The sequence below is a fragment of the Hyphobacterium sp. CCMP332 genome (assembly GCA_014323545.1).
GTDB lineage: Bacteria > Bacteroidota > Bacteroidia > Cytophagales > CCMP332 > CCMP332.
Genome location: CP058647.1, coordinates 1,730,195 through 1,742,239, shown reverse-complemented (window position 1 = coordinate 1,742,239; position 12,045 = coordinate 1,730,195). Strand labels below are relative to the sequence as shown.

Annotated in this window: 13 protein-coding genes; 8 read left to right on the top strand and 5 right to left on the bottom strand. The window is 37.7% G+C overall.

Features of this window, described 5'->3' with window-relative positions; genetic code table 11:
- The first annotated feature begins 320 nt into the window (after nucleotides 1-320).
- A complete protein-coding gene (locus HZR84_07705) occupies nucleotides 321-2,063 on the top strand; it encodes a Na+:solute symporter (GenBank protein ID QNL21826.1) in 1,743 nt (580 codons plus the stop codon).
- On the opposite strand, the gene HZR84_07700 is transcribed toward HZR84_07705, so the two are convergent.
- A complete protein-coding gene (locus HZR84_07700; GenBank protein ID QNL21825.1) occupies nucleotides 2,044-2,181 on the bottom strand; it encodes a 30S ribosomal protein THX in 138 nt (45 codons plus the stop codon). The two genes, HZR84_07705 and HZR84_07700, sit on opposite strands and share 20 nt — an antisense overlap.
- Nucleotides 2,182-2,187: 6 nt before the next feature.
- Nucleotides 2,188-2,742 carry a DUF2911 domain-containing protein gene (locus HZR84_07695; GenBank protein QNL21824.1) on the bottom strand — a complete coding sequence of 185 codons (555 nt, stop codon included), beginning with the start codon at nucleotides 2,740-2,742 and terminating at the stop codon, nucleotides 2,188-2,190.
- Between the two features lie 44 nt (nucleotides 2,743-2,786).
- Between HZR84_07695 and HZR84_07690 the strand changes: the two genes are divergently transcribed.
- Complete coding sequence (locus tag HZR84_07690; protein QNL21823.1) at nucleotides 2,787-3,623, top strand: diaminopimelate epimerase; 837 nt, start codon at nucleotides 2,787-2,789, stop codon at nucleotides 3,621-3,623.
- 27 nt (nucleotides 3,624-3,650) lie between these two features.
- Here the strand turns inward: HZR84_07690 and HZR84_07685 are convergent, their stop codons facing one another.
- Entirely contained in the window at nucleotides 3,651-4,148 is a 498-nt protein-coding gene (locus HZR84_07685) for a DUF4399 domain-containing protein (GenBank protein QNL21822.1), read from the bottom strand.
- A gap of 24 nt (nucleotides 4,149-4,172) precedes the next feature.
- Nucleotides 4,173-5,633: an aminoacyl-histidine dipeptidase gene (locus tag HZR84_07680; GenBank protein ID QNL21821.1), complete on the bottom strand. Its 1,461-nt coding sequence runs from the start codon at nucleotides 5,631-5,633 to the stop codon at nucleotides 4,173-4,175.
- Nucleotides 5,634-5,763: 130 nt separating this feature from the next.
- Between HZR84_07680 and HZR84_07675 the strand changes: the two genes are divergently transcribed.
- Genes HZR84_07675 through HZR84_07660 form a run of 4 tightly spaced genes read left to right on the top strand, consistent with a single transcriptional unit; the run spans nucleotide 5,764 to nucleotide 7,992 of the window.
- A complete protein-coding gene (locus tag HZR84_07675) occupies nucleotides 5,764-6,537 on the top strand; it encodes a DUF481 domain-containing protein (GenBank protein ID QNL21820.1) in 774 nt (257 codons plus the stop codon).
- A gap of 42 nt (nucleotides 6,538-6,579) precedes the next feature.
- On the top strand, nucleotides 6,580-7,128 hold the full coding sequence (locus tag HZR84_07670) for a hypothetical protein (protein ID QNL21819.1): 549 nt from the start codon (nucleotides 6,580-6,582) through the stop codon (nucleotides 7,126-7,128).
- Nucleotides 7,121-7,693, top strand: coding sequence for a hypothetical protein (locus HZR84_07665; protein ID QNL21818.1), 573 nt, complete (start codon nucleotides 7,121-7,123; stop codon nucleotides 7,691-7,693). Before HZR84_07670 ends, HZR84_07665 begins: the two co-directional genes overlap by 8 nt.
- Entirely contained in the window at nucleotides 7,690-7,992 is a 303-nt protein-coding gene (locus HZR84_07660; GenBank protein QNL21817.1) for a transcriptional regulator, read from the top strand. Before HZR84_07665 ends, HZR84_07660 begins: the two co-directional genes overlap by 4 nt.
- On the opposite strand, the gene pulA is transcribed toward HZR84_07660, so the two are convergent.
- Nucleotides 7,976-9,940, bottom strand: a complete 1,965-nt coding sequence (gene pulA / locus HZR84_07655) for a type I pullulanase (GenBank protein ID QNL21816.1) — start codon at nucleotides 9,938-9,940, stop codon at nucleotides 7,976-7,978. The two genes, HZR84_07660 and pulA, sit on opposite strands and share 17 nt — an antisense overlap.
- Nucleotides 9,941-9,980: 40 nt before the next feature.
- Between pulA and HZR84_07650 the strand changes: the two genes are divergently transcribed.
- Entirely contained in the window at nucleotides 9,981-10,844 is an 864-nt protein-coding gene (locus HZR84_07650; protein ID QNL21815.1) for a multicopper oxidase domain-containing protein, read from the top strand.
- Entirely contained in the window at nucleotides 10,841-12,031 is a 1,191-nt protein-coding gene (locus HZR84_07645) for a multicopper oxidase domain-containing protein (protein QNL21814.1), read from the top strand. Before HZR84_07650 ends, HZR84_07645 begins: the two co-directional genes overlap by 4 nt.
- The last annotated feature ends 14 nt before the right edge of the window (nucleotides 12,032-12,045 follow it).

The following is a 12,045-nucleotide window of genomic DNA, read 5'->3' as shown; positions in this document are numbered from 1 at the left end:
CCATGAGAGCAATGAAAAGAACCGAAACAATTATAAACACCTTCTTTTTGACATTCATAGATCGCAAAAATAGTTATTGCAAGGATCACAAAAAAAAATCGGCTCCGAATGGGACCGATTTTCTGGTGTGTGTTAGTAATTAGGCTTCCTTTCCTAAAACCTTTAATATTTTGTTTTGGAGTTCCAAACTACAGACTATATAGTATCAAAAATGTTGATTTTGCTCAAATGTATTTGTCATGTAATATTTTCAATGCATATGCACTGAATTCAAATAATGAATGTAACATTGAGGCATAATAGCCAATTGATATTCAAGCATGAAGATTGAATTTCTGGATACAACAATAATAATCGGGTATTTTGTGATTTCGCTTGCCATAGGTATAATAACAGCCGGGAAGGCGGGTAAATCAGTCCAGCAATATTTTTTATCCGGTAGAAATATGCCCTGGTGGATTTTGGGAATATCAATGGTGGCCACCACTTTTTCCGCTGACACGCCTAACCTAGTGACAGATATTGTAAGATCCGATGGTGTGTATGGCAACTGGGTTTGGTGGGTAATGTTGCTAACAGGAATGCTCACTGTATTTATCTTTTCAAGATTATGGAGAAAAGCGGGCCTCAATACTGACCTGGAGTTTTATGAAATCCGATATTCGGGCAAACCGGCATCTTTTCTTCGCGGTTTTAGAGCCTTGTATCTAGGGTTTTTAATCAATGTTTTTATTATGGCTACCGTTAGCCTGGCAGCTATAAAAATATCAGGAATTTTACTGGGCTTGTCGCCTTTGCATACAGTACTAATTGCCGGAGGAATTACTGTAATATATTCCGGTTTGGGAGGTTTGAGAAGCGTTTTGATCACAGACTTCCTTCAATTTATACTTTCGATAGCCGGAGCATTTCTTGCAGCATGGTATTCCTTAAAGCACCCATCGGTTGGCGGGTTGGAAAAGCTTGTGGCCAATCCTGATTTATCAGATAAGCTTTTGATTGTCCCGGATTTTAGTGATCCATCTGTTTGGGTTCCTCTGGTTCTTATTCCATTTGCAATCCAATGGTGGAGCACCTGGTATCCTGGAGCGGAACCCGGAGGCGGAGGCTATATAGCTCAGCGAATGTTATCCGCCAAAAATGAAAACAATGCAATGGGGGCTGTATTTCTATTCAACCTGGCTCATTATGCCCTAAGGCCCTGGCCCTGGATAATTGTTGCTCTTTGTTCTCTTTTGGTATTTCCCGAACTCAGTGATATTCAAAGAGCCTTCCCCACTATTGCACAAAGCACAATGGGTCATGACCTTGCCTATCCGGCGATGCTGAGTTTTCTTCCAACCGGAATTCTGGGCCTGGTTTTAACCTCATTAATCGCTGCATATATGTCAACGATTTCAACGCATTTGAATTGGGGCTCTTCCTATATTACTCTTGATTTTTATAAAAGATTTGTCAAACCTGAGGCAAAAGACAAGGAGCTTTTACTAGTCGGGAAAACAAGCACCTTAGTTTTAATGGTGGTTTCTGCAATCATTGCATTATATCTGCAAAATGCGAAGCAGGCCTTTGATTTGCTATTATTGCTTGGGGCCGGAACCGGGTTAATTTATATACTCAGGTGGTTTTGGAAACATATCCACCCTGTAGCGGAAATCACAGCAATGGTGGTATCTTTTATTTTCGCATTGTATGCTGAATATATGCACTCGATGTTTTTTGGCGAAACCTTATTATCATGGCAAAAACTGAGTTTAAGTGTTGGAGCGACAACCTTAATCTGGCTAGTCGTGGCAAGATATTTTGGCATGAATAAAGAAAAAGACTGGAAGAGTTTTCTGAATAAACTAAATCTGGATGAAAAGGCATTGTATCAGGGAATGAAAATCAAACTAGTAGCCATGTTTGTTTCCTGTATTTGTGTTTATGCAATATTGCTTTGCATTGGTTACGGCTTATATAAAGACTGGTTAAATTTCAGCCTTACTTTAGCACTGGCCTTGAGCTTTGCTTATTTTACCTGGTGGTTGTGGAACAATAAAATTAAGACGTTTTCGACTTAGCCTTTTTGCTTTTAGCAGATTTGGAAACAACCAAAGACTTAGCTGGCCTTGGTCTGCGATTACCGTACGAACCACGCCATAATTTTCCTTTTTTACTTTTTCTATCTCCTTTTCCCATATTATATTATTTAATAATTGACTGAAGAGGAATTTCGACCGATGTTCGGTCCCATTTCATAATTAATAAAGCACCATTCTGCTTTTCTTTTATAGTCATTGTAAAAAGCTCTGTTTCTTCCGTGCTAATTGTTGGAACTTTTGTCTCGGCCACATCCAATGAATAATCGGGTTCAATGGCACCCCATTCACCCAATTGAGAATTAAGACGAATGATCCAAAAATCTTTATTAGGAATAGCGTACATTCTATACTTTCCGGCTTCTACTTTGACATCATTAAATAAAACGGCTTGCTTAAATTCAATTTCAGTGGCCTGGTTTGCGCCTAATCTCCAGTATTTCCCAAATGGAACAAGCGCACCTTCACCCTCATTGCCAAATATCAACCTGCTCTTTTTGCCTGGCTGGCAATAATTGATATCCAATTGAACCTCTTGATTTTCAAAGTGTAGATTTGCTTCCGGACTTGCAAGACGGGTGAAATAAAAAAAATAAGAAAGGATAAATGCGGCTAAAAGTATTACAAGAATTCCGAGTCCTATTAGAATCTTTTTGATCATATTTGAATCATTAACTTAAAGTTTAATTTAAGAAATTTTCTTCATTGTCCTTCGAGTTCACTAAATATCAGGCACTTGGAAACGATTACCTTGTAATTGAATCCGTAGAGAAAGCATTTTCACCTAATGAAGAAAGTGTAAAAAGAATATGTGACCGGCACTATGGCGCCGGCTCAGACGGTATTCTCTATGGTTCAATTCTGAATGGAGGCTGGCCTGAATTAAGGATATTTAACCCGGACGGAAGCGAGGCAGAAAAAAGCGGTAATGGCCTAAGGATTTTTGCACATCACCTTTTTATAAAAGGCCATGTTGACCAAAAAGAATTTAAAATTAGAACAGTTTCAGGTCTGGTTGATGTTAAAATTGAAAACAGTGAAGCCAGCTTAATTAGCATCAATATGGGCAAAGCCAGTTACAGTCCAAAAGACATCCCAATAGACGCAGAAAAGAAATGGATTGATAAGGCTTTTAAAACAAGTCTTGGAGATATCAATCTTACGGCTTTAAGTGTAGGAAATCCTCATGCTGTCTTTTTTCCTGAAGACTGGAATGAAAACTTGATTCACACCCTTGGTCCTGAAATTGAAAAAAACAAATTGTTTCCTAGAAGGACGAACGTTCAAATGGTTAGAGTTCTAAGCAAGAATGAAATAGAAATAAGCATTTGGGAGAGGGGCGCCGGTTATACATTGGCTTCGGGTTCAAGCTCATGTGCGGCAGCATATGTCTCAAATTTTTTAAAAAAAACTAAAAGTGATATAAAAGTAAAAATGCCGGGAGGAGAAATTTATATTTCAATATTGGATAATGGAGATATTTTAATGAAGGGTAACGTTCAGCATATATATGATGGAGTATATGGTAATTTAGAAAAATAAAAAAGCGGCCGGAGCCGCTCTCTATTTTTAGTTTACAGTGACGTTTATTGTGGCACTCATTTGCTCTCCATAAGAATTGTGAAGTCCGTCGGCAAATTGCATGGTCAATGTATATTCTCCCGGTTCCAGTTCCAGAGTGTCCCTAAGTTGCCCGGCGCCATAATGAATATGCGTATCATCAGCCGGCACTACCTCACCTTTCGGAACAAAACTTCCATTAATGATGATATGATGATGTCCTTTGTTTTTGGATAAGGCACCGGCAGGCTCCACTTCCATTCCTTCTACGCCAAATTCTACAATTACAGGAGAATTAAGTTCAGCCCCGTCTTCCGGGCTCGCGAAATATACAGACTGATCAGCGCTTAGTTCAGCTGCTGCCCCAATTAACTCAATTTCCTCTTCCTGTGCAGTGCTTTCTTCAACAACTTCTTCATTTTTGTTTTCACTTTCCGCTTTTTCGCCGGTGCTACAAGAAATCAGAAATGCAGAAATGATTATTATACTTAGATATTTCAAATTCATAATTATGTGTTTTTGTTAAAATTATTATTTTTTTGGAACGAGCTTCAATGTCTCAAGCAAATACTCCCAAAACTTTTGAACAGAGCTGATCTGAACTTTTTCATCCGGGGAATGTGCGCCGCGAATGTTTGGGCCAAAGGAAACCATGTCCATTTCTGGATAATGTGATCCAATAATACCGCATTCCAGGCCTGCATGGCATGCATTTACATCAGGCTCTTCATTGTGCATTTTTCGATATAGGTCGGCCATAACATCCACAATTTTAGAATTGGGATTGGGCGCCCAACCGGGGTATGATCCATCCAGGCTCACATTGGCACCGGCTAATTCAAATGCGCCTTTGATATTATAGGCCAGCTCCATTTTCTCAGAATCTACAGCACTTCTGGTCAGACAAAGTATTGAATATGAATTATCTTTTATTAATACTCTGGCCAGATTATTCGATGTCTGAACAAGACCGGGTATGTTTGGACTCATTCTGAAAATTCCATTGGGGCAAGCGCCAATACTTCTTAAAATTTTAAATTGAAACTCTTCGTTTAATGCTTTATGTTCATTGGAGATCTTGTTAAGTAAAATATCCAAAGAGGGATCAGTTACCTTATTTTCATTTTTGATAATTTTCTTTAAAGCTTCAAGGTCTTTTTCAAATGCATCATGATTTGAGTTCTCTATTGCAATAATAGCCTTTGATTCACGCGGAATAGCATTTCGAAGACCGCCACCATCTACTTCGCAAACTTTTAGATCGTGTTTGCCAGTACACTCCATTAAAATGCGGTTCATAATTTTGTTGGCATTGCCTCTGCCCAAATGAATGTCCATTCCGGAATGTCCACCGGTTAAACCTTTAACAGTTAAGGAAAAGTATGAATAGTTTGAGCCTAAACCGACACTTTGATAACCGCCAGAAACGCTGATATCAATTCCTCCAGCACAGCCAATTGTTAATTCCCTGTCATCTTCTGTATCCAGATTTAAAAGCAATTTGCCATCGAGATAGCCGGGTTTTAATTCCTGAGCACCAGTCATTCCTGTTTCTTCATCGATAGTAAAAAGTGCTTCAATTGCAGGGTGCTGTATGTCTTTTGATGCGAGCAATGCCATAATTGACGCAACACCGATGCCATTATCTGCACCAAGGGTTGTGCCTTTTGCTTTTACCCAGTCATCTTCAACCAACATTTTTATACCTTCTTTTTCAAATTCAAAGTCCGTATCCGCATTTTTTTGATGGACCATGTCGAGGTGACTTTGTAGAACAACAGTTTGCCGGTCTTCCATACCGGATGAAGCGGGTTTTTTGATTATGACATTTCCTATATCGTCGACTATTGTTTTTAAGCCAAGGCTTTCTCCAAAAGACTTCATAAACTTAATTACTCTTTCTTCTTTTTTTGATGGCCTGGGAACAGCATTTAAATCAGAGAAATAATTCCACAATGGCTTAGGTTCAAGACTTCTAATTTCTTCGTTCATTAATATTAATTTATACTATAATAAAGCTTTAAGTTAGAAATAAGTTTATTGAGTATTAAAATCATTTTAAATTTGTTCAATCTAATTTTCTCCCATTCTTTGCAGGCCTGAATTTATCCTATTTCATAATTTGAAACGACTACTTTTTTTAAGTCTTTTTGCCATTTTGTTTAACGGTCAAAATAAAATAATAGCGCAAATTATTGTAGTAGAAGCGCGACAACTCACAGATACTGCCAGCGGTTTTAGTGGCAATGTGGATTTAAATTTTAATTTCAATTCAAACACCACAAAATCACTTTCCGGGGGTATTGGGTCAGAAATGTATTACTCCTGGAAAAAAAACCGGCTTATTTCAATAAATAAATACAACGCTCTTTTGAATATTGATGATGCTGAGAACGCAGCAGTTAATCAGGGGTATCAACACCTTAGATATACTTATGACTTTAATTACAAATATACAGGAGCCCTTTTCTCCCAAATTCAAACCAACCCTGTTTTAAGAATACAACAAAGGTTTCTGCTGGGTGGAGGGCCTAGGTTTAATGTTCAGCCCTACGGTGTAAATTCTCTTATGTTTGGGACCATGCTCATGTACGAATATGAAAAAGAACTGGATACAGCAATAGTTCACAGTGATGTCAGGGCGAGCATCTATCTATTCTATAAAATAAAACTAGGTAAAAATCTAAGCGCCAATTCTGTTACTTATTATCAGCCCAGAGTAGATCAATTAAACGATTTTCGTATTTCAACGAGTATAGATTTCAGTGTTTCAATTAATGATAAAATAAACTGGATGTTACTATCAAACCTTCTTTATGATTCTTTTCCTGTATCCGACCCCGGTATTCCAAACCTTACTTATAGCATTCAAAATGCCTTGAATTTTAGATTCTAAATATTTTTTATAAATTTGGTTTATATTATAAACTACTTTATTATGAAAAATGTATTGTTAACTCTTGCTATATCATTATGCTTGGTATTCAAAATACATGCCCAGGAAAATACGGTCAAAGAGGCACAAAAAGCAGCCATGAAAAAACTTGAATTCCTAACAGGTGACTGGGAAGGAAAGGGTTGGGTATCGATGGGGCAGGAACAAAGAGAAGAATTTCTGCAAACAGAACGAGTTCGCTTTAAAACAGACGGAACAACCTTACTTATTGAAGGTCAGGGCAAAGACACGGAATCAAATGCCATTACCCACGACGCACTTGCTATAGTTTACTTTGATGTGCGTGAAAAGAAGTACAAATTCGACTCCCATGTAATGCAAGGGTATCACGGCAGTTATGATGCGATGGTAAAACAAGATACATTCATTTGGAAGATTGAAAATCCTTATGCAGGAACAATGGTTTACACAATTACCCTTAATGAAAAAGGCCAATGGTTTGAAATTGGGGAGAGAAAGAAAGGCGACGAGGAATTAACACAATTTTTTGAAATGACATTAACAAAAAATAAATCACAAGAAAATGAATAAGGATCAGGAATTACAATCAAGAATTGAATTGATCGAAGAAATGATCAATAGTACCAAGTCGAATTTGTCGGGAACAAGCTTTGCTTATTTACTCTGGGGCTGGTTAGTACTTGTAGCCAGTTTATCACATTATGTGCTCATGTATATTATGCATTATGAACATCCCTATATCGCCTGGTCATTAATGTTTGTAGGTGGAATTGTGCATTTTATTTATTCTTGGAAATATGAAAATACAGGTGGCACAAAAAGCTATTCTGATACTGCTTTGGCGGGAGTTTGGATAGCATTTATAATCTCTATCTTTTTGTTATTGCTCGCGATGTATGCCATCGGCCCATCCAATGTGTATCCGATTTTTATAATGCTTTATGCCATGGCAATTTTTGCTACAGGTTATATCATCGCTTTTAAGCCATTTATATACGGTGCATTCTCCAATTGGATAATTGCGGCCATATGCCTTTTTCAGCCCTTTCAGTATCAATTATTATTGTTGGCTCTGGCTATTTTGTTAAGTTATATTATTCCCGGCTATATGTTAAGAGCTAAATTTGGCAAATGAGTCTTCCAAAACTAGACCCTGTATTACACTCAGAACTAAGGCTTAAGGTAATTTCAATTCTGATTTCTGTTAAAGAAGCAGAGTTCACTTTTATCAAAGGTAAAACCGGGGCCACCGCCGGCAACCTAAGCGTCCAAATAAACAAATTGAAAGAGGCCGGATACATTAAAGTAAAAAAAGGCTTTGCCAATAACTACCCGAGAACCGATTGTAAAATCACCACAAAAGGGCATAATGCTTTTGAAGAATATGTAGCAAACATTAAAAAGATCATTGAAGATACTAGCGAGTCAGGATAATAGCTTCGGGTCCTTGAATGGTAATTTTTCCCTCAAGCATTTTATTTTCAGCTTTTGCAAACCCTGTAAACTGTAATGACCATTGGCCATCGGGCAAAATAAAACTCTCTTCTGTTCCAACACCAGCAAAAAGAAACAAAGCCTCATTAAATCCCCTTTCATCATCATCAGATTTTAATGAAAAAACAATCAATTCTGAATCATCACCATCAAGAAATTTAAGTTTTCTATTGACTTCGTTTTTTGAAACTGACCAAAAAGCATCATTCGTTTTTCGAAATTGAATAAGTGCTTTTAAATAATCAATCGACTCCTGATTCTCAGAAACTAAAGACCAATCGATCATATTAATACTATCGGGCGACTCAAAACTATTGTGATCTCCGTATTTGGTCCTAAAAAACTCAGTGCCTGCATGAAGAAAGGGAATTCCCTGTGCGCTGAGCACCACACTTTGCGCCAGAAGATGCATTTTTTTTAAAAGTGCTTCATCGTAATTACCGGCAGAGATTTTTAGTTTATCAATAAGTGTGTGATTGTCGTGACAGGATACGTAATTGATACACTGCCATGGGTTCTCTGCCCAGGCAAAATCCGAATTATTTACTTTTGAGTAATCAATTTGAGGGTGTTCGCTGGCGCCGGCAATGCCAAACTTAACACTAGCTTTCATTCCTGGCTTACCGGAAACGAAGCCTTTATCCTTCTCTTCGGACCAATGCCCCTTTAATCCATCTCGAATTTCATCACTGAATGCAGAAATACCGGGAATCTTTTTCATATTGGCTTTCATTGCTCTGAGCGAATCCGCTAAAGGGCTGGATCCTGCTAACCAGCCTTCCCCGTATAGCACAACACCGGGATTTATTTTTTCAAGTTCTTCTGTGATTAATTTCATTCCTGGAATATCCATTATGCCCATTAAATCAAAACGAAAGCCATCTATATGGTATTCATTCATCCAAAACTTTAAGGATTCAATAATTAGTTCTCTTACTTTTTCTCTTTCTGTTGCCAGTTCATTTCCGCAGGCGGAAGCATTTGAATATGTACCATCTTCGTTTTGTCTGTAGTAATATCCTGGCGCCCAGACCTGATAATTTGAATTTTCTAAATAATAAGTGTGATTATAAACAACATCCATTATTACGCCCAATCCACTTTCATGAATAGACTTAACCATTTCTTTAAACTCTAATATTCTGGATTTCGGGTTATTTGGAATCGATGAATAGCTTCCTTCGGGCACAAAAAAATTCTGAGGGTCATAGCCCCAATTGTATTTTGGCTTGTCAGAAAGCTCATCGATGCTTGCAAAATCAAATACGGGAAGTAAATGAAGGTGAGTAACACCCAAATCTTTAATATAATTTATACCGCTTGGTTTGCCCATTGCATTATTGCTGTATTTTTCACTGAAGGCGAGATATTTACCTTTATTTGACATGCCAGATTTTGGGTCAATAGAAAAATCGCGAACATGCAATTCATATAAGATTAGCGGGTCGTATTTCTTTCGCTCAATAAACTTGTCTTTTTCCCATCCTTCCGGAATGATAGCATCGGTTCTTAAAAAAGTACCGCGATTGCCATTGGCACAGGTACTTTTTACGAATGGGTCCACTACTTCTCGTGAATTCTGACCATTTCTTTGAATCGAAAATGAATAGGTGTAGCCTATCAGGCTATCGTCAAGCGAAACGGACCAATTCCCATAAGGAAGTTTTATAAGCGCTTTGGAAAACAGCGAGCTTTGACTTTCACAATCTCTATACACATTGATATATATAACCTCTGCATCAGGAGACCATACAGCCGCATGAATTTTATCATTGTTAAAATTCAGGCCATATTCCGGACTTTTTGCATACACAACTGATGCATTAATTATCATTGAAATCGCCAGCAACAAAACCAATGGCATAGATGAATGTTTATTCTGATACATTATTGGTCTATTTAATATCGCAGATGTAAATTTACACCAAATGTCAAAGAGGTATTGGTATTTATTGGTATTTACCTTGCTTTTATTTAAAGCTGAGGCCGAAGTTAAAAGCAGCAAATTATATATAAACCGAGGTGAAATCTCCTTTCACCCTTTGGGTTTTAACGCATTCTCTTTTCTGGCATTTAATAGCTCGGACACCTTTTCTCCCAAAAACGATTTCATAGAATTATTGCCCGAAGACACACTTGAACTCACAATTCTGAACCAGGATACTGCTCAACACAATATTGTTATTGATGGATTATCTCTAAGTACCGGAATTATTCAAGCATTCGATTCAGTGGTACTCAGCATACAGTCTGACACAAATAGGATAATTACTTTTTTTGATAGTCAGGAAAAACACCGGCTTCTTGGCCTCAAATCATTCATTAAGGTGTGGGATGATCCTACAAATTATTTTATCTGGAATCTCAATGAATTGCAAAGCGACTTCAACCTTGCAATTGGGAATGGGCTAGGTGTCGATATCGACAGTTTTAATCCTGATTATTTCACTATAAATGATCAGACACATCCAAAAATCTCACAGGATAGTTTAGCAAAAGTCGTAGGCAATGTAGGAGACACAATTTATATTTTTGTAATTAATTCCGGCTTTATGTACCATGCAATTCATTTTCATGGTTATCATGTGGACATTTTGCAATCAAGTAAAAGCCCTGAATTGGTAGGACGAAAGAAAGATTCCATTCCGATAAAATCTGCCGAATATCAGGTCTATTTATTAATACCACACCAGGAAGGTAAATACCCGGTTCACGATCACAATCTGGTAGCTACTACAGGCGGAGGGAATTATCCAAATGGCATGATGGTGATGATGGATATAGACCCATGAGGTATCTATTAACTATATTGCTTTTCACAACAGTATTCAGTGCTGCTCAAACTCAAAGTATCGTTCAATATGATTTTGAATCACGCATGGACGGCATTTCACTTCTTTGGACTGGAGACACCCTGAATTTTTGGGGTTTTAGAGACCTAAATGATACTACCACAACAGAAGCAATTCTTCCCGGCCCCACAATCTATTGTAACGTGGGCGATTCGGTCATTATTAACATGACTAATCCAAGTTTTGAAGCACACACAATTCATTTACACGGCTTGGACGTAGATCAGGCTAATGACGGGGTTCCATCTACTTCATTTTTTATACAACCGAACCAAACAGGGACCTATTCTTTCAGAGCGACGCAATCGGGCAATTATTTATATCACTGTCATGTAGGAACCGTATTGCATTTACAACTTGGCATGTACGGAGCAGTAATAGTGAGATTGGCAAATAATATTAAAGAGGTTTATCCGGGAGGCCCAACATATGATCGCGATTTTGAATGGCTAAATATTGAAGTTGATAAATCCTGGCACGACGACTATACTTCTATCGGTGCTTTTACAAGTTATGAACCGGATTACTTCCATGTTAATGGCAAATCGAAACAGGACATAAAGGCAGATTCTTCAACTTCAATTTACAATGCTTATGTAGGAGAAAAAATCCTTCTTAGATTGATGAACGTTGGTTATGGAATTAACCAATACCTATTTCCTCAGGGAATCACAACTTCCCAAATTACTTCTGATGGTAGAGCGTTGCCTAATGTTATAATCAACGACACTCTTAGGATTTTCCCTGGTGAGCGCTACGGCGTTCTTTTCGAAGCCACTCAAATACTAAACGATAGTATCGAAATACAGTATTTATCTATGTATCAGGATAAGATCTGGGGAAAAGAGTATGTGCCAATAGTGGTAAACCGTTTATCTCCATTGGAAATTGAAAAAGAGCAGATAAACTATTTTTACCCTAACCCTTTTGCTGAGGTATTAAACTATCAGGGTGAAATAGGAGGAGGCACAGTTGAAATTTTCGACCTGAACGGCAAACGCCTACTTAAAAAGGAGGTCTCGAGAGAAGAAATTATTAATCTTGAAGACCTGACAAGTGGCATTTACATTATAAAACTATTTGAAAATGGAAAAGAGCCAGTACTTAGAAAGCTGGTAAAAAAATAAACCCCGGTGTTGGC

Coding starts and splice junctions, on each gene's coding strand:
- HZR84_07705 (QNL21826.1), top strand. CDS start 321: ATGAAGATTGAATTTCTGGATACAACAATAATAATCGGGTATTTTGTG.
- HZR84_07700 (QNL21825.1), bottom strand. CDS start 2,181: ATGGGAAAAGGAGATAGAAAAAGTAAAAAAGGAAAATTATGGCGTGGT.
- HZR84_07695 (QNL21824.1), bottom strand. CDS start 2,742: ATGATCAAAAAGATTCTAATAGGACTCGGAATTCTTGTAATACTTTTA.
- HZR84_07685 (QNL21822.1), bottom strand. CDS start 4,148: ATGAATTTGAAATATCTAAGTATAATAATCATTTCTGCATTTCTGATT.
- HZR84_07680 (QNL21821.1), bottom strand. CDS start 5,633: ATGAACGAAGAAATTAGAAGTCTTGAACCTAAGCCATTGTGGAATTAT.
- HZR84_07670 (QNL21819.1), top strand. CDS start 6,580: ATGAAAAATGTATTGTTAACTCTTGCTATATCATTATGCTTGGTATTC.
- HZR84_07665 (QNL21818.1), top strand. CDS start 7,121: ATGAATAAGGATCAGGAATTACAATCAAGAATTGAATTGATCGAAGAA.
- HZR84_07660 (QNL21817.1), top strand. CDS start 7,690: ATGAGTCTTCCAAAACTAGACCCTGTATTACACTCAGAACTAAGGCTT.
- pulA (QNL21816.1), bottom strand. CDS start 9,940: ATGTATCAGAATAAACATTCATCTATGCCATTGGTTTTGTTGCTGGCG.
- HZR84_07650 (QNL21815.1), top strand. CDS start 9,981: ATGTCAAAGAGGTATTGGTATTTATTGGTATTTACCTTGCTTTTATTT.
- HZR84_07645 (QNL21814.1), top strand. CDS start 10,841: ATGAGGTATCTATTAACTATATTGCTTTTCACAACAGTATTCAGTGCT.